The organism is Nocardia carnea NBRC 14403 (assembly GCF_000308515.1).
GTDB classification, from domain to species: Bacteria; Actinomycetota; Actinomycetes; order Mycobacteriales; family Mycobacteriaceae; genus Nocardia; species Nocardia carnea.
In genome coordinates, this window is record NZ_BAFV01000118.1 from 1 (window position 1) to 16,239 (window position 16,239).

Below are 16,239 nucleotides of genomic sequence, written 5' to 3' on the forward strand. Positions count from 1 at the left end.
ATCGGCCGTCGCGCTGTGCGGGTGTACATCCATCACCGACAGGGCGAGATGGCCGAGCGCCTGCGCGACCGCAAGCGCCCCCATCAAGCGGGTTCGCGATATTCCGCGCATCGATGCCGCGGCACAGCCGATGGCCGTGCATACGACGATGAGCAGTAACGCGCCCGCTTCGGACGGAAGCACCCCACCCCCGGCGCCGTGCGCCGCAGCCGTGACGATCGCCGACAGCGCGCTGACGGATGCACCACGCAATACGCGATTCGCATCCGACGTCATAACGGAAGTCTAGCCTCTACTACGACTTGTAGTTGCGTCGAGGTGGGGGCGATCTCCAACGCCGTCGCCGTTACCCGTCTCATGCTCAGCGCACCCACGCTGGTGGGTGCGACAATCGCCGACGCTGTCGCCGTGTCGATCATCCCGGATTTTCTCTGTGTCATCACTGATTTTCCTCGGTCGACAGCGGCCGGGCCGCGGTGGCCGGCGGACGCGTGGACCACTGCGGCGGCCGGAGGTTTACGACGACTCGTGCGAACTTTTCCAGCCCGCAGGGTAGTCGTTTTCCAGATGACCTCCGGGGAGCCGGCAAGCGGTGTGGTATCGAAATACCGGACCTCATAACCCGTTCGGTGAATTTCCACCCCTGCGGGGTGCGTCGGTAGCGCTGTTCGGTGCCGGCACGTATCGCTTCGCGGCCGGATTGCTCGATGTTCACTGCAGGGATTCGATACACCCCATCCTCGGTGTACAGCGAAGCTATCCGGTCGGTGTCACCCATCATCGCCGCATCGCTGAATTCGGCGCGCAACGCTTCGATTTCGACGCGATCGGCGATCGCATGCAGGTCCCTCATAGTTTCTCCGTTTCTTACCGAAGCTCGTGAACGAGCCCGGTGCGCCGTTGACGAGGACGACATCAGCCGGCACACCGCCCGGATACGGCCGGATTCGGTGTATTCGAAATCCTCACGACGATCCGGTCCGGCCGGTAGTCGCCGCCCGGCCGGCAGCGGACCCGACCTCGCTGTGCTTCCCGGCTTCGTCAGTAACTGTCGACGAAACTGTTCGCCGGAATGTCAGGCGCCGGGGGACGTCACATTCACGCGCTCCACAACGTCGAACAGGTGAGAGCCGTAACGAGCTGAGGAGCCGCCGACCATGCCCACCTCATTTCAGCCACGAGACGAGCGACCGGACCCGAATCTGGACGTACTGTTGAGTGAGCGGAGGCAGCTGATCGGTCTCGCCTACCGGCTGCTCGGCTCGCTGGCCGATGCCGAGGACGTGGTCCAGGAGGCCTTCACCCGCTGGTATGTCATGTCCGAGCAACAGCGGACGGCCATCCGCTCCCCCGGCGCATGGCTGCAGACGGTCACCAGCCGCATCTGCTTCGACCTGCTCGGCTCGGCACGGGCACGGCGCGAACACTACGTGGGTGAGTGGCTACCGGAACCGGTACCGGAATCCGCGGAGTGGATCACCGGCCGCAGCGATAACCCGGCCGACCGCGTCACCCTCGACGAATCGGTGAGCATGGCCTTCCTCGTTGTGCTCGACACGATGACCCCGGCCGAGCGCGTCGCGTTCACCCTGCACGATGTTTTCGGGTACTCGTTCGCCGATATCGCCGAAATCGTCGGTCGCACCCCGGCAGCGTGCCGGCAGCTGGCATCCTCGGCCCGCCGGCGAATCCGCGCAGCACGAAACCCCGAGGCTCAGGCCGGCGGCCGGTCGGCCGATATCGTCCGCGATTTCAAGCGAGCATGGGCCGCCAAGGACATCGAAGCCATGATCGGTCTCCTCGATCCGGACGCGATAGCGGTGGCCGACAGCGGCGGAATCGTCGGCGCCGCGCCCGGCCCTCTCGAAGGCGCCGAGCAGATCGCGCGGTATTACATCACGCTCGCGTCGCCGGCACCCGCAAGCCTGGATATCGTCGAGCGGACGGTCAACGGCCGGCCCGGCTTGGTCGTTCAGCATGACGGGGTCGCCGTCACGGTGTTCGCCTTCGACTTCACCGGCGACGGGATCACCCGGATCTGGGCCATGCGTAACCCCGAGAAACTCCGCTCTTGGACGGCGGACCGGCACCCGCAGAGATGACGCCCGGCGAGACCGGGGGCCACTTCGACCGCCTGGTAGTGGCCGGTCGAGATCATGTCTTGCTGATCTCGACGAAGTAGCCGCGCATTGTGTAAGGCGCCCACGATCACCAGATGCGCGGCCTGACATTCCGCGGGGCTGTGTCGTCGGAAGTCGTACGGGCATCGAGGCGATGCGCCTGCCCGTCACCGACATGCGCACCAACGACGCCGAAGGAACCGATGATGAAAACATCGAACGACTCTCACGCACGCAATGTTCGCATCGCGGCGGACGAAGCCGCGATCCGCCGACAGATCGGCAAGCTGATCGAAGGACTCCAGGCCGGTGATCTCGCGGCCGTACAGGAGGTGTACACGACAGACATCGTGTCCTTCGATATCGAACCGCCACTCCAGCACGTCGGGACAGCCGCGAAGCTAGAGAACTGGGCGCGGGTGTTCCAAGCCTTCGAACAGGTGACCTACGAGGTTCGCGACCTGGCCGTAACCGTCGGGGACGACGTAGCGTTCGGGTATGCCTTCGCCCGTCTCAGCGGCAAGCTGAAGAGCGGGAGTGCGACGAACGGTATGTGGGTGCGGGTCACCTATGGCATGCAGAAGATCGACGGCACATGGTTGATCGCGCACGACCAGGTCTCGGTGCCGCTCGACGTGGCGAGCGGGCGCGGTGCGGTAGATCTGGAGCCCTGAGGTGCCCCGGGGGCTCTCCGGAACTCGCTTCACCACCTCACGTTCCGGTGGCGTGTGTCGTCGCTCGCAACGGCCGGCAACGCGCCGGTTTCACGGCGACCGGTGAGATCGATCGGCGCGACTTCGGCATTCACGTCCCGATGGACGGTGGAGGCAGCCTGGTCGGCCGCCACCCGTGCTGGCAGAATGAGCGATGTGAGCGTGCCAGATTTCGGGATCTACGTACCGCAGATGGTTCCGGATTTCCAGCTCCTGCTGGATCTCGCGAAAACGGCCGAACGCACCGGATTCACCAATTTCTGGCTTTTCGACCATCTGTGGTCACCCGGGCTGCCCGAGCATCCCGCCCTGGAGGCGTGGACGACGGCGGCCGCGCTGCTCGCCGGCACCACGACGTTGCGGGTGGGCGCCCTGGTGTTGTGCAACAACTTCCGGCATCCGGTGGTACTCGGCCGGATGGCAACCTCACTGGACGTGATCTCCGGCGGACGGCTCGAATTCGGGCTCGGCAGCGGTTCCGTTCCCGGCGAACACCAGCAGGCCGGATTGCCCTGGGGTCCGGCGCGCGAACGGGCCGAACGGCTCGGTGAGGCGCTCGAGATCATCACCTCGATGTTCGCCCGCGAACGAACCTCGTTCGTCGGCAAGCACTACCAGGTCGCCGATATCGCCAACGTCCCCGGACCGGTCCAGCGTCCGCGCCCGCCGATCCATATCGGGGGCACGGGCCCGAAATACACGTTGCCGCTGGTCGCGCGCTATGCCGATGTCTGGAATGTGCCCACCTACGGCCTGCGCGACTACCGCCGGTCGGCCGAACTGCTGGACGCCGAATGCGCCCGTATCGATCGCGACCCCGCCTCGATCCGCCGTTCTCACCAGGCGATAGTGGCGATCGCCGAGAACGAGCGGGAACTCCCCGCGGTCCGGGCCCGGGCGCAGCGGCATTACGGGGCCGAAGCGTTCGCTCTCGACGAAGGCTACGTCGGTACGCCGGCCATGCTGGTGGACCGGCTGGCCGAACGCGCGGGCCGGGGAATCGATTCGGTGATCTTCATGACCGGGGCGAAACAAGCGGCCGCGACCATGGAGCTGTTCGCCGCGGAGGTCATGCCACACCTGCCCGGCTGAAGGTTTCGCACGATGCCCGGCATACCCCCGCGTCCGCTGCGGCTCACTGAGCGCTGCGCGCTCGGTGGGTCAGCAGGAATTCCGACATCGCCTCGGCGACGGCCGCGGGCTGGTCCAGCATGGACAGCACGTAGGCGTCCGGGATTTCGACCAGGCGCGAGGCCGGGATCAGTTCGGCCAGCCGCCGGCCGTGTTCACGGGGCATCACCTTGCCGGCCGAAGACCACAAGATGAGCGCCTCACCGCGGAAACGGCGGAGTTCTTCGGTGTGTGCGATGAGTTCGCGCGCGGGGAAACCCGACCGCGTGTAGGCGAGTAGGTCGCGGCGGATTCGTGCGTCACGCAGGCCCGGTTCGGTCCAGCCGCGGACCAGATCGTCGGGTATCGGGTAGCGGGCCATCCAGCCGAACAGCAGCGGTGTGCGCCGTAACCACCGCACCCGCAGTTGCCGCAGCGCCAGGGTGAACCCGCCGGGGATCCGGCTGGCAACGGTGGCGAGCTTTCCGGGGAGCCCGGGCGGGAAATTGTCGAATGCCTCGCACGGGAGGACCACGAGCCGGCCGACGCGTTCGTCGAGGCCGTAGGAGGTGAGGAACAGGGCCCCACCCCAGTCACTGTGGACGAGGACGACATCGTGCAGGTCGAGCGCGGCGAGGAAATCCGCGACGAGCTGGTTGAGGCCTTTCATGCTGAGATCGGTGCCCGGTTCCAGCGGGATCGAATGAGCTCCCAGTGGCAGATCGGGCCGGAGATAGCGGAATCCCGGCGGTAACAGGCCGATCATCCGGTCCCAGACGGTGTGGTTCATCAGCAGGCCGTGCAGTAAGACCACCGGCGGACCGTCGCCGTGTTCCACATAGTGCATCCGACCTGCGGGTATATCGACTGTCGGCATTATCGGCCCCTTCCGAGCGATCGCTCTAGAGTGATTGCTCTAGTCTGGAACGGTGACCGAGAAGATGTCAACCTCCGGAACCCGCGAGCGACTGGTGACCGCGACCGTCGAACTCCTGCGCACCCGCGGTTACAGCGGGACCAGCGTCAAACAGATCAGCGCGGCCGCGAACGCTCCGATGGGATCGCTCTATCACCACTTCCCCGGCGGAAAACCCGAGCTCGCGGCCGCGGCGCTGCGCGACGCGGGCGTGGCCTACGGACAGCTGATACCGCTGCTGCTCGATCCCTACGCCGATCTGCAGGAAGCACTTCCTGCCGCCTTCGCCACCGCCGCCGAACAGATCGAGCACACCGGATGGATCAATATGTGCCCGGTGGGCACGGTCGCGGGCGAAATCGCCGATGCCGAGCCGGAACTGCGCGCGGTAGCCGCGGAGATCATCACGTCGTGGATCGAGGGCGGGACCGCGTACTTCGCCGGCCGCGGCCTGCCCGAGGACACCGCACGCGAACTCATCCTCGGCATCATCACCGCGCTGGAGGGCGCATTCGTCCTGAGTCGCACGTTGCACTCCACCGCACCACTGCACGCCGCCGGCCGGGCGATGAGTGCACGACTCCACGAACTCCTCGAGGGCGGATGAGCAACTCGGGCGGGATGCCTACTCACGACGTCGTTGCGCACTCGCACGGCTCATCGCCACCGGCCGGCCCACTCTCGGCATCCTTCGGTGACGGTATTCGCGCGCCCCGAGGCCTTCGCCTGCACGTGGGCGAACGTCCGGGTGCCACGTGTCGACAGAGCACGCCGCGTGTAACACGCCCGCACCCGGACGGCTCCGCCGGCATGGTGGCGGTGACAGAGCCTCCGGCGCAGTGGGCTCACCCCTGTCAACCCAGGTCGTCGAAAGAACCGCCGCGGCCCGCGCCGGCGGCGAAGCGCCGGGCGCCGGCGCCGGCCTCGGTGAACGAGATCAGCCCGTGCTCCCATTCGTTGGCCAGGGCGTCCTGTTCGGTCATCCCTTCCTGTTCGAGCAAGGAGAGCCGGTCCCGGCGGGTACAGGTCTGTGGGAAGCGGGCGATCTCTGCGGCCAGTTCCTCGGCGGCCGCGCGTTCCTCGCCTGCGGGCACCACCCGGTTCACCAGCCCCATGGACAAAGCTTCCGCCGCGTCGACCGGGCGTCCGCTGAGTACCAGGTCCATGGCCCGGCCGGTACCGATCAGCCGGGGCAGCCGCACGGTGCCGCCATCGATGAGCGGAACGCCCCAGCGGCGGCAGAACACCCCCAAGACCGCGTCCTCGGCCGCGACCCGCAGATCACACCAGATCGCCAGCTCCAGACCGCCTGCCACGGCGTGCCCGGCGACCGCGGCTATCACGGGTTTACCGAGCCGCATCCGGCTCGGTCCCATCGGCCCGGGACCGTCGGCGGCCAGCCGGTTACCTCGCTCGGTACCCACCGATTTGAGATCGGCTCCCGCGCAGAAGGTTCCCCCTTCGCCCCAGAGCACGGCCACCGACGCCGACTCGTCGGTGTCGAACTCGCTGAACGCCTCGAACAATGCCGCGCCGGTGGGGCCGTCCACCGCATTGCGGGCCTCGGGGCGCGACAGGATCACGGTGAATACCGGGCCGTCGCGTTCGACACGTACTGCTGGACCGGCCATGAGTGCTCCTCGCTACCGAATGTCGGTTCGCACGTCGTTTCGTTTCGCTTCCTACCAGACCTGTTTCGGATGCGGAACCTCCACCCGGAACCGGGCCCGATCCGACTGCCGCCGCAGCGACCGGGCGGGACACCGGCACACCCCACCTTCCGTCGCCACAGACGGCGCCCGCCGGAGAAGACCGGATCGGCCCGACGCAAGGGCGTGGCCGTCGCGCGGCCGTGGTCGCCGTCGATTACCCCTGTCCCGACGCGCCGCCGACACCCTTCACTGCCGCACGGTCCATGAATCCGAACAGGTATCCCGCTACCCGGCGCATCTGGATCTCCTCGGCGCCCTCCGTGATCCGGTAGCGGCGGTGGTGGCGGTAGATGTGCTCGAACGGGGTGTAGCGGGAGTAGCCGAGACCTCCGTGTACCTGCATGGCCCGGTCGGCGGCCTCACAGCAGAGGCGGTTGGCCCAGTAGTTGCACATCGATACCTGCTCGGACACGGCGAATGTGCCGTACTTATCCATCGACCAGGCGGTTTTGTGCACCAGGGCGCGCAGCATCTCGCATTGGGTGTGCAGTTCGACCAGCTGGAACTGGATGGCCTGATTCGACGACAGCGGTTTACCGAACGGTTTGCGCTCCTTGGCGTACGCCACGGCCCGGTCGACGCAGTACTGTGCGGCGCCGAGACTGGATGCGGCCTGCCGGATGCGGTTCTCGTTGAAGAAATGCTGGACCACGGCCAGCCCGCGGCCCTCCTGCCCGAAGATCGCCGAATCCGGCACCCGGACGCCGGTGAGCGAGATCCGGGCGTGGTCGGTGGGCATATTGAAGGTCCACAGGTATTCCTCGACCTCGAACCCCGGCGCGTCGGTGGGTACCAGGAATGCGGTGATCCCCCGGCCGTCGCCGGCCTTGCCGGAGGTGCGGGCGAAGATGAGGTCGGCGTCGGCGATATGGACGCCGGTGTTCCAGGTCTTCGTCCCGTTGATCACCCAGTCGTCACCGTCGCGGACGGCGGTGGTCTCCATATGGGTGGCGTCGGAACCGTGTTCGGGTTCGGTGATACCGAAGGCGAAGAACCGGGTACCGGCCGCCAGACCGTCCACCCACTGCTCTTTCTGCGCCGGTGAACCGTATTCGAGCATCAGCAGCAGCCCGACATTGTTGGCGACGATGGCGTGTTCGTTCTGCAGATCGCAGTGCAGGCCCAGTCCGCGGTGTGCGAGGTGCTCGCGGATCACGGCCATGCCGAGATTGGTGCCGTCGCGGCCGCCGAACTCGTTCGGGAAGGCGTAGCGGTAATGGCCGGCGGCGTCGGCGCGGCGCCGGGATTCGGCGAGCAGTTCCTCCCATTCGGCACTCGGCAGGCCACCGCGGTCCCAATCGGTGCGGGCGTCCTCGCGGCGGTGGTCGAAGAACCGGATATTGTCGCCGGTCTGTTCGAGGGGTTCGATCTCACGTTCGATGAACTCGTCGAGTTCGGTCAGATAGGCGCGTAGGTCGGCGGGCAGTTCGAAATCCACGGTGACTCCTAAGCTTTCGCGGCGGGGCGGATCTGCATGAGCAGATCCCATTCGATCTCCGAGACACGGCGCCCGCTGGCGGCCATGACGATATCGCGGACGGTGCCGTCCAGATGGGCGGCCGCCTGCTGGGCCAGGCCGGCGCCCCAGTACAGGGTGCCCATCACCTTCCACCAGCGGAAGCGGTCCGGATCGAAGGTGCCGCCCGCCTCCTCGTAGCCGCGTACGAAGGTCTCGCGGTCGGCGAAACCACCGAATTCCTTTGCGTCCTCCCGGAACCGCCACATACGCAGCGCAGGCCAGGCCACATCGCGCATGGGGTCACCGAACCGTTGTGTGCCCTCCCAGTCGAGGACGGCCCGCAACCCGTCCGCACCCACGATCAGGTTGCCGTTGCGCATATCGGTGTGCACTAGTGCGGGATGCGGCGGCGGGCCGGGCAGCCGCTTCTCCAGCCAGCGCAGGGCGAGTGAGAAAACGGGCCGGTCGGCCAGGAGTTCGCCCACTACCGCCGCCACTTCGGCGAGATGTGCGGCGGCGGGGTCGGCGCCCGCCGCCGGAACGGATTGCGGGGCCTGCGCCGGGTCGATGCTGTGCAGCCGGGCCATGGCTCCGCCCCACTGCCGTGCCGTGCGCTCCGCGTTGCCCGCGGCGGCAACGGTTCGCAGCACCCGGCGCGGGACCGTTTCGCCGTCGATATGTTCGGAGATCAGGAAGGGTTCACCGACGTAGGAGGTGTCGGTGCAGGTCGCGACGACTTCCGGGACGGGAACCCCGTGTGCGCGCGCCAGCTCCCGGACACCGGCTTCCGCTTCGACAGGCATGAGTTCGACGGCCGGCGGTACCACTGTCGCGACCAAGCGGCGGGAGTTGTCACCGGCGGTGGCGGTGAAGGCGATATTGCGGCGCCGCGCGCCGGCGGAGAGGAACTGGAACTCGGAGATGGTGACCCGGTCACCGAGTTCTCCGGTGAGGAAATCGGCAAGGCCACGGGCGGGGTCGGTACTCATCCTGCCTCCACTCCACGAGGCCCCGATTGATCACGCTTCACGACTGCCACGATCACTCCCCCTCCCAGCTGTCGTATCCCGGTTTGGCGATGGCGAGATCGGCCCGCACCACCTCGGCCAGGGCCTGCCAGAGCGCTTCCTCGTCACCGGCCGGAACGGCCTCGAGCAGTTCCTTCTCCCGGGCGGCCGCCGCGGGACCGAGTTCGGCCTCGCGGCCGAGGATGCGGGCCAGATTCGCCCCGACCCGCGCACGATGCTGCAAATCGGCGGGCAGCGCCGGCAGCAGGGTCTGCTCCAGCAGTTCGGCGAGTGATTCCAGCAGCTCCGCTGCCGTGGGCCTGTTCTGCACTGATGCTCCCCTCGACGGATTCCGGCGCCGGCGGACAGTTCCGCGGCCGGCCAGGTGGAATCCATCGCCGACCTCCTTGTCGTCCGAGCGCCGAGTGAGACAAACTGTAAATGATCATCTCACCGTCGCACCAGGGATCGGCCGGAGACGCCGCCGGAGGCAGGTGGCGCAACCGCATCTCCTCAGGACTGCCGAACCTCGTAGAGGTTGTTGAAGGGGTTCTCCAGCGGCACGCGGCGAACCGAGGCGAATCCGGCCTGCGTGCACAGTTCCTGCACCTTTGCCTCCGGCAGCCCGCAGGTGCCGAGTCCGGCGCCGCCGGCGGACAGCGATGTCGTCATACAGTAGGCAACGCTGAGACCGTAGAACACCGTGGCCAGCGGTCCTTCGTTGTCCTCGTGGCGGTCGGCACAGTTGATGTCCAGGCAGATGTAGATACCGTCCGGATGCAGCGCCCGCCGGACTCCCCGCAGGAGCCCGAGCGGATCGACGGCATCGTGGATGACGTCGAAGGTCGAAATCACATCGAACCGATCCGGCAAACCGTCGACGGCGTCGGCGCATTCGACCCGGATACGGCCGGATAGTCCCGCGGCGGCGACAGCGGCGCGCGCTCGTTGCACCTGCGGCTCGAACAGGTCGTAGCCCACGAAGCGTGAATTGGGGTATGCCTCGGCCACTTTGATCAAGGCCCGGCCGGAACCACACCCGACGTCGGCGTAGTCGCAGCCGGCCGCCAGCCGTTCGGCAACCTCCGGCATCCCGGGAATCCATTCCTGCAGCAGGAAATTCTCGAACCATCCGGCGGTGAACCGCTCCATCCCCTCCCAGAAGTCCGGGCCGTAGGCGCCCTGGCGGACCCCGCCCCCCTCGCGGAACACCCGGCCCAGGTCGGCAATCGGCTCCAGCAGACCCCCGACCATCTGGTACTCACCGCCCAAGAAGGCCGGACCGCCCTCCACCGCCAGCACCATGGCGTGTTCGGGCGATAGTTCGTACCGGCCCGACGCCTCGTCGTACCGCAGGTAACCGGCGGCGGTCAGGCCGCGCAGCCATTCGGCCGCGTATCGCCCGTCGATACTCCGTCGTCGAGCCAGTTCCGCCGCGGAGGCGGGCCCGCCCTCGGACAATTCGGTGAACAGGCCGAGCCGGTCACCCACATGGCACAACACCACTGTGAACAGTCCCGCCAGGTCGCCGATCGCTTTCTCGGCGAACTTCTCGATCTCGGTTTCGTCGACTGCCGGTGTTGCCATTGTCCACACCTCTCGAGGTCGGATCGGGGACACAGTGCGCGGATACAGTGAGTCCACTATCCGCCCGCGGGACGGGCGTAGTTACCCCACCGAACGTCACGATCCGACGATCACCGATTGCAGGATCGTCACAACAGCAGCCGCGGTGCGTAGCGCCCGTTACAGACCGACATAAGAGATCAAGCGGACACAGCCAGGACGGCCTCGGGTGCCCCCAGGGCCTCCACGCGGCCCCGTCGCAGCTGCACGCAATAGTCGGCGTGCCGGGCGTCCGCACGGTCGTGGGTGGCATGGACCACCGTGACCCCGTCCGCGGCGACTTCTCGGACAGCGGCGGCAATGGCTTCCTGAGCGGCGGCGTCCAGCCCCGTGCTCGGTTCGTCCAGGAGCAAGAGGTCCGACTGCTGGGCCAGGGCGCGGGCCAGCAGCACGCGTTGACGCTGGCCGCCCGACAGGGTGTCGAGCCGGCGATGCGCCAGAGCGGCGATATCCAGCCGGTCCAGGCAATCCGCGATCACGGCCTGGTCGGTGCGGGTGAGGCGACGCCAGAGGCCGCGATACGCCCAGCGCCCCATGGCGACCGTTTCGCCGACGGTGATCGGCAGAGTCGCCGGTACGACCTGCTGCTGCACCACGAGGGCCGGGCGGCGCCCACCGGGGCGGACGACCGATCCGGACGTAGCACCGAGGACGCCGGCGAGCACCGCGAGCAAGGTGGATTTTCCGGAACCGTTGGGACCCATCAGCGCGGTCACCCGGCCACCGGGCAAGGTCGCCGTGACGTCGTGCAGTACCGGGTTGTCCCGGTATCCCGCCGACAGGCCGGTGATTTCGATATCCGCCGTACGCATACTGTGACTCCCGCAACCAACTTGTAATGACAATCGTTATCAGTTTACAGTGTTCGATCATGGAATGGCTGATCGCCCCGTTCGAGGTTTCATTCGTTCAACGGGCTCTCTGGGGCGGACTGCTGGTCTCCTGCCTGTGCGCCCTCGCGGGAACATGGGTTGTGGTGCGCGGCATGGCTTTTCTCGGCGAAGCCTTGGCGCACGGCATGCTGCCCGGGGTGGCGGTGGCCGCGCTACTCGGCGGAAATCTGTTACTCGGTGCGCTGGTGAGCGCGTCGGCCATGGCGGCGGGCGTATCGGTGCTCAGCCGCAACCGGCGGCTGTCCACCGATACCGGGATCGGGCTGCTGTTCGTGGCAATGCTGGCCACCGCGGTGATCCTGATATCACGGTCGCAATCGTTCGCGGTCGACCTGACCGGATTCCTGTTCGGCGATGTCCTCGCCACGCGGCCGGGTGATCTGCTCTTCCTGTTCGCGGCACTGCTGGTCGCACTGGTGATCACCGTGACGGGGCATCGCGCCTTCGTCGCCCTGAGCTTCGACCCGCGAACTGCCCACACGCTCGGGCTGCGGCCGCACGCCGCGCAAGTCGCCATGCTGGCGTTGCTCACACTGGCGATCGCGGCGTCGTTCCATATCGTCGGCACCCTGCTGGTCCTGGGCCTACTCGTTGCGCCCCCGGCCGCGGCGACCTACTTCACGCACCGCATCCCGCGAATCATGATGCTGGCGGCCGGTATCGGCGCGCTGTCCACGGTGGTGGGGCTTCTGGTCTCCTGGCATGCGGGCACCGCGGCCGGGGCGACCATCGCGTTGACAGCGGTCATGATCTTCTTCCTCTCCGCCCTGGTAGCGCGAGTTCGCAGCGCGCTGCGGACACGCACCGGATCCGGCGATCCCGGTGAAGGCGGTGAAGGCGGGCTCGAACCGGCGAACAACGGCGGAGGTCTCGCTTCGGACAGTGCGGGAACGGGTGTATCCGAGCCGACCGGGGTCAGCGCGGGTACCGAGGTACTGGAGCCGGCAGGCAGAGGCTCCGCCGGCCCGAACACCGCCGGGTACTCCGCGACCGACTATCTGCACTACTCGGATGGGCCCGGTGTGGACGCTGTCGCCCCGGCCCCCGCGGCGGACCATACGCCGGGACGCCGTGATTCCGTGGCCACCGCGATCGACGGTCCCGGTTCACCGGGATCCCGCACCGGGCCCGGCAGCCCGATCGACCACCGCCCTGACAACTCCGCGCTCGACGGTTCCCGTCGGAGCAAGAAACGGCGGTTCCGCCGCACCACACGACCGCTGGGTAGAAAAACCCTTGTGCGGGTGGCGTTGTCCGGGCTGCTGGTGATGCCGGTCGCTGCCTGCGGTACCGAGGAGCCGGCCGAACCGGTGCCCCACGGGTATGTGGAGGGTGCCGAGGAGAGTGCGAGCGCGCAGCCGCGCCTGGTGCTGGCCGACCGGGACACGGGGGCGGTCCGGCTGCTCGATGTGGTGACCGAGGAGATCGCGGACCTGGAGCCGGTTCCGGGCGTCACCGGTATCGCGGGCGACGGTCGTTACGCCTATCTCGCCGCGGGCGACGCGACCACCGTGGTGGACAGCGGTAGCTGGGTCGTCGACCACGGTGATCATGTGCACTACTACCGCGCGCAGCCGCGCCCGGTGGGCGTCGTCGACGGATCCGTCCGGTCCGCGCACAGCGATCCCGTGGTATCCGCCGCGGTGCTCGATACCGGATCCAGCGTGCCGGCCGACCGCGCAGCTCTCGATGAGGGGGAGCTGCGCACCGGACCGGTGGTGAAGGGGGTAGCGGTTCCCTACGGTGGCCACCTGCTCGTCGCGTCCCCGGGCTCGGCGCAGATCGAGGTCCGCACCCGCGAGAACGAGCCCGTCGAGACGTTGACACCGCACTGCCCGGATCCGGGCGGCACCACGGTGACCCGGCGCGGCGCGGTTTTCTCCTGCGGTGACGGAGCATTGCTGGTGACCGAGCGCGACGATCGGTTCGCGGCCGAAAAGCTGCCGTATCCCGCCGGGACGACCGGCAGCGTCGCCGAGTTCCACCACCGGCCGGGCAGTGATGTGCTGGTGGCGGTCCGGGAGTCGCGGGTTCTGGTACTCGATATCGCCCGGCGTACCTGGCGGCCGATCGAGACCGGGCCGGTGACCGCCGCGACCACGGCGGGCGCGGGGACCGCGATTCTCGCTCTCACCCCCGACGGCGTACTGCACGCCTACGATCCGGCCACCGGCGCCGAAACCGCCCACCACCGTGTGCTTTCCACGCCCGTGGATCCGGCCGCGGCGCCGGTGCTGCTCGTCGATTCCGAACGCGCCTACCTCAACGATCCAGCCCGTCGCGAGGTCCACGAAATCGACTACGCCGACGATCTGCGGGTGGCGCGCACCTTCTCCTTCGATATCGACCCCGACCTGATGGTGGAGACCGGCCGATGAGCACGATCACCCGTATCTGCGCCGCGCTCGTCGCCGGCGTACTCGCGCTGAGCGGCTGCGGTATCACCGATACCGGCGGCGGCGGGGTCGTGGTGACCACCGATATCCTCGGCGATATCACCCGCGCCGTGGTCGGTGATACGGCGCCTGTCACTGTACTGATGCCGCCGGGATCGGATCCCCATTCCTTCGCGCTCTCCGCGCAGGACGCCGCGGTACTCGACCGCGCCGATCTCGTCGTCGAGAACGGTCTGGGCCTGGAAGAAGGCCTGGCCCGGCATGTGACGGCCGCCGCCGAGGGCGGAGTGCCGAAACTGTCGGTGGGCGACCGGATCGACCCGCTCCCCTACCGGGCCGGCGACTCCGCGGGCACACCCGACCCGCATTTCTGGACCGACCCGCAGCGGGTGCATCGGGCGGTCGAGACGATCCGTGACGAGGTGATCGCCTCGGTCCCCGATATCGATGCCGACGCCGTGCGCGCGAACGCCGACCGCTACCTCACCGAACTCGACGCGCTACAGCGGTGGATGACCGAACGTTTCGCCACCGTGGCACCCGAACGCCGCAAACTCGTCACGAACCATCATGTTTTCGGCTACCTCGCAGAGCGTTTCGATATGGAGGTGGTGGGTGCGGTGATCCCCGGCGGCACCACCCTGGCCTCACCCAGCGCCGCCGATCTCGCCGACCTGGCCGGCGCCATCCGCACCACCGGGGTGCCCGCGATATTCGTGGATTCCGCCCGTCCCGACCGGCTGGCGCAAGCACTGGCCGAACAGGCCGGTGTCCAGGTGCGGATCGTCGGTTTGTATTCCGAATCCCTGACCGAGCCCGGCGCGGGCGCCGCGACCTACCTGGAGATGATGCGCGCCAACACCACCGCGATGGTGACGGGCCTCGCCCCCGCCTGACCCCGCAAGACCCGCGGTGGATCGCCGCCGCGGGCAGCACGAAGAAGATGAGGGAACACCATGCACAATCGATCCGGCACCAGAAGAGCGGTCGCACTGTCCGGCCTTGTCACCGCGGTGGTCGCATTGAGCGGCTGCGGCGGAGCCGATTCCGGCGAGGAGACCGCGATCGCCGAACCGCTGGCCGTCACCTACGACGGCGGTATCCATCTGCTCGACGGCACCACCTTGGCGCGGGGCGGCGGGGTGGAACTCAGCGGATTCAACCGGATCAATCCCGCCGGTGACGATAGGCATGTGATCGTGTCCACCACGGACGGTTTCGAAGTCCTGGACGCTGCCGGAGCACAATTCACCGATATCGAATTCCCCGGTCCGAAACCGGGGCATGTCGTTCGCCATGCGGGTCGCACGGTGCTTTTCTCGGACGGTACCGGAAAAGTGACTTCCTTCGATCCCGCCGATCTCGCCGGCGGCGCCCCGGAGACCACCGAATACCAGACCGCCGAACCGCATCACGGTGTGGCCGTGGAACTGGAGAGCGGTGAACTCGCGGTCACTCTGGGCAACGAGGACGAGGTGTCCGGCGTGGCGATCTTGGATGCCGACCGTAAGGAAGTCACTCGCAACGAGAAATGCCCCGGAGTACATGGTGAGGCGACCGCCGCCGGCGATACCTTGGTCGTCGGCTGCGAGGACGGTGTCCTGGTCTACCGGGGCGGTAAAATCACCAAGATCGACAGCCCGGACCCCTACGGCCGGATCGGTAATCAGGCGGGCAGCGAAGTCTCCCCGATCGTGCTCGGCGATTACAAAACCGACGAGTTCGCCGAACTCGAACGCCCGGAACGTATCTCGCTGATCGATACCGAAAAGGGCACGCTGCGGTTGGTCGACCTGGGCACCAGCTACACCTTCCGTTCGCTCGCCCGCGGCCCGCAGGGGGAAGCGCTGGTCCTGGGCACCGACGGCGCCATCCACGTGATCGACCCGGTCGCCGGTAAGGTCACCCGGACCATCGATGTCATGGACTCGTGGCAGGAGCCGATCGATTGGCAGCAGCCGCGTCCCGCCCTGTTCGTCCGCGACGGTATCGCTTACGTCTCCGATCCGGCCACCAAGCAGATCCACCGGATCGACCTGGCTGCCGGCTCGGTGACCGAGTCGGTGACCCTGCCGGATGTCCCGAACGAACTCAGCGGTGTGAGTTCCTGACCGACGCCTGCGCGGCCCGCTGACAGGACCGTCCGTGCGGTGCGGGCCCGGATCCCACCGGGCCCGCACCGCACGCGGCAAGAGCACGGCTCTCCGCGCTCGGGAACCGAGTCCGCTGCGACTCGGCTCCCGACCGGCATCGGCAGCCCCCAGGACAGGCAACCACTGCTCCCCGC

The 16,239-nt window shown here is 67.6% G+C and carries 15 protein-coding genes and 1 pseudogene; 7 read left to right on the top strand and 9 right to left on the bottom strand.

Annotated elements, in window-relative coordinates; genetic code table 11:
- Both ON22_RS29375 and ON22_RS36990 read right to left on the bottom strand, forming a co-directional pair.
- A pseudogene (locus ON22_RS29375) lies at positions 1–276 on the bottom strand (hypothetical protein); the annotation flags it as partial.
- A gap of 163 nt (positions 277–439) precedes the next feature.
- Positions 440–853, bottom strand: a complete 414-nt coding sequence (locus ON22_RS36990) for a YybH family protein (protein ID WP_051158252.1) — start codon at positions 851–853, stop codon at positions 440–442.
- 304 nt (positions 854–1,157) lie between these two features.
- On the opposite strand from ON22_RS36990, the gene sigJ reads away from it, so the two are divergent.
- The 3 genes from sigJ to ON22_RS29395 all read left to right on the top strand — a co-directional run bounded on the left by sigJ (position 1,158) and on the right by ON22_RS29395 (position 3,925).
- Positions 1,158–2,102: an RNA polymerase sigma factor SigJ gene (gene sigJ / locus ON22_RS29385; RefSeq protein ID WP_051158253.1), complete on the top strand. Its 945-nt coding sequence runs from the start codon at positions 1,158–1,160 to the stop codon at positions 2,100–2,102.
- 224 nt (positions 2,103–2,326) lie between these two features.
- Positions 2,327–2,794 (top strand): YybH family protein, encoded by a 468-nt coding sequence (locus tag ON22_RS29390; RefSeq protein ID WP_051158265.1) that lies wholly within the window; start codon positions 2,327–2,329, stop codon positions 2,792–2,794.
- Between the two features lie 195 nt (positions 2,795–2,989).
- Complete coding sequence (locus ON22_RS29395) at positions 2,990–3,925, top strand: LLM class flavin-dependent oxidoreductase (protein WP_033245831.1); 936 nt, start codon at positions 2,990–2,992, stop codon at positions 3,923–3,925.
- Between the two features lie 43 nt (positions 3,926–3,968).
- Here ON22_RS29395 and ON22_RS29400 read toward each other — a convergent pair whose 3' ends face one another.
- Positions 3,969–4,820, bottom strand: a complete 852-nt coding sequence (locus ON22_RS29400; RefSeq protein ID WP_033245629.1) for an alpha/beta fold hydrolase — start codon at positions 4,818–4,820, stop codon at positions 3,969–3,971.
- Positions 4,821–4,872: 52 nt separating this feature from the next.
- Here ON22_RS29400 and ON22_RS29405 point away from each other — a divergent pair, with 52 nt between their 5' ends.
- On the top strand, positions 4,873–5,466 hold the full coding sequence (locus ON22_RS29405) for a TetR/AcrR family transcriptional regulator (RefSeq protein ID WP_231508677.1): 594 nt from the start codon (positions 4,873–4,875) through the stop codon (positions 5,464–5,466).
- A gap of 247 nt (positions 5,467–5,713) precedes the next feature.
- On the opposite strand, the gene ON22_RS29410 is transcribed toward ON22_RS29405, so the two are convergent.
- The 6 genes from ON22_RS29410 to aztA all read right to left on the bottom strand — a co-directional run bounded on the left by ON22_RS29410 (position 5,714) and on the right by aztA (position 11,475).
- Entirely contained in the window at positions 5,714–6,490 is a 777-nt protein-coding gene (locus tag ON22_RS29410) for a crotonase/enoyl-CoA hydratase family protein (RefSeq protein ID WP_033245630.1), read from the bottom strand.
- Between the two features lie 235 nt (positions 6,491–6,725).
- The gene (locus ON22_RS29415; RefSeq protein WP_033245631.1) at positions 6,726–8,009 is read right to left on the bottom strand and encodes an acyl-CoA dehydrogenase family protein; all 1,284 of its coding nucleotides are present in this window, start codon (positions 8,007–8,009) and stop codon (positions 6,726–6,728) included.
- A gap of 8 nt (positions 8,010–8,017) precedes the next feature.
- Positions 8,018–9,019, bottom strand: a complete 1,002-nt coding sequence (locus ON22_RS29420) for a phosphotransferase family protein (protein WP_033245632.1) — start codon at positions 9,017–9,019, stop codon at positions 8,018–8,020.
- 52 nt (positions 9,020–9,071) lie between these two features.
- Positions 9,072–9,368, bottom strand: a complete 297-nt coding sequence (locus ON22_RS29425; protein ID WP_033245633.1) for a DUF6285 domain-containing protein — start codon at positions 9,366–9,368, stop codon at positions 9,072–9,074.
- 182 nt (positions 9,369–9,550) lie between these two features.
- Complete coding sequence (locus tag ON22_RS29430) at positions 9,551–10,624, bottom strand: class I SAM-dependent methyltransferase (protein WP_033245634.1); 1,074 nt, start codon at positions 10,622–10,624, stop codon at positions 9,551–9,553.
- 179 nt (positions 10,625–10,803) lie between these two features.
- A complete protein-coding gene (aztA, locus tag ON22_RS29435; RefSeq protein WP_033245635.1) occupies positions 10,804–11,475 on the bottom strand; it encodes a zinc ABC transporter ATP-binding protein AztA in 672 nt (223 codons plus the stop codon).
- Between the two features lie 59 nt (positions 11,476–11,534).
- Here aztA and aztB point away from each other — a divergent pair, with 59 nt between their 5' ends.
- Genes aztB through aztD form a run of 3 tightly spaced genes read left to right on the top strand, consistent with a single transcriptional unit; the run spans position 11,535 to position 16,063 of the window.
- Positions 11,535–13,934: a zinc ABC transporter permease AztB gene (gene aztB / locus ON22_RS37665; protein ID WP_086007830.1), complete on the top strand. Its 2,400-nt coding sequence runs from the start codon at positions 11,535–11,537 to the stop codon at positions 13,932–13,934.
- On the top strand, positions 13,931–14,848 hold the full coding sequence (aztC, locus tag ON22_RS29450) for a zinc ABC transporter substrate-binding protein AztC (protein ID WP_033245636.1): 918 nt from the start codon (positions 13,931–13,933) through the stop codon (positions 14,846–14,848). The genes aztB and aztC overlap by 4 nt, the downstream gene beginning before the upstream one ends.
- A 60-nt stretch (positions 14,849–14,908) precedes the next feature.
- On the top strand, positions 14,909–16,063 hold the full coding sequence (aztD, locus tag ON22_RS29455; protein ID WP_033245637.1) for a zinc metallochaperone AztD: 1,155 nt from the start codon (positions 14,909–14,911) through the stop codon (positions 16,061–16,063).
- Positions 16,064–16,239 lie beyond the last annotated feature (176 nt).

Bases quoted from the DNA above. Each gene is read 5' to 3' on its own strand.
- ON22_RS36990 (WP_051158252.1), bottom strand. From the start codon at position 853: ATGAGGGACCTGCATGCGATCGCCGATCGCGTCGAAATCGAAGCGTTG.
- sigJ (WP_051158253.1), top strand. From the start codon at position 1,158: ATGCCCACCTCATTTCAGCCACGAGACGAGCGACCGGACCCGAATCTG.
- ON22_RS29390 (WP_051158265.1), top strand. From the start codon at position 2,327: ATGAAAACATCGAACGACTCTCACGCACGCAATGTTCGCATCGCGGCG.
- ON22_RS29400 (WP_033245629.1), bottom strand. From the start codon at position 4,820: ATGCCGACAGTCGATATACCCGCAGGTCGGATGCACTATGTGGAACAC.
- ON22_RS29410 (WP_033245630.1), bottom strand. From the start codon at position 6,490: ATGGCCGGTCCAGCAGTACGTGTCGAACGCGACGGCCCGGTATTCACC.
- ON22_RS29420 (WP_033245632.1), bottom strand. From the start codon at position 9,019: ATGAGTACCGACCCCGCCCGTGGCCTTGCCGATTTCCTCACCGGAGAA.
- ON22_RS29430 (WP_033245634.1), bottom strand. From the start codon at position 10,624: ATGGCAACACCGGCAGTCGACGAAACCGAGATCGAGAAGTTCGCCGAG.
- aztA (WP_033245635.1), bottom strand. From the start codon at position 11,475: ATGCGTACGGCGGATATCGAAATCACCGGCCTGTCGGCGGGATACCGG.
- aztB (WP_086007830.1), top strand. From the start codon at position 11,535: ATGGAATGGCTGATCGCCCCGTTCGAGGTTTCATTCGTTCAACGGGCT.
- aztC (WP_033245636.1), top strand. From the start codon at position 13,931: ATGAGCACGATCACCCGTATCTGCGCCGCGCTCGTCGCCGGCGTACTC.
- aztD (WP_033245637.1), top strand. From the start codon at position 14,909: ATGCACAATCGATCCGGCACCAGAAGAGCGGTCGCACTGTCCGGCCTT.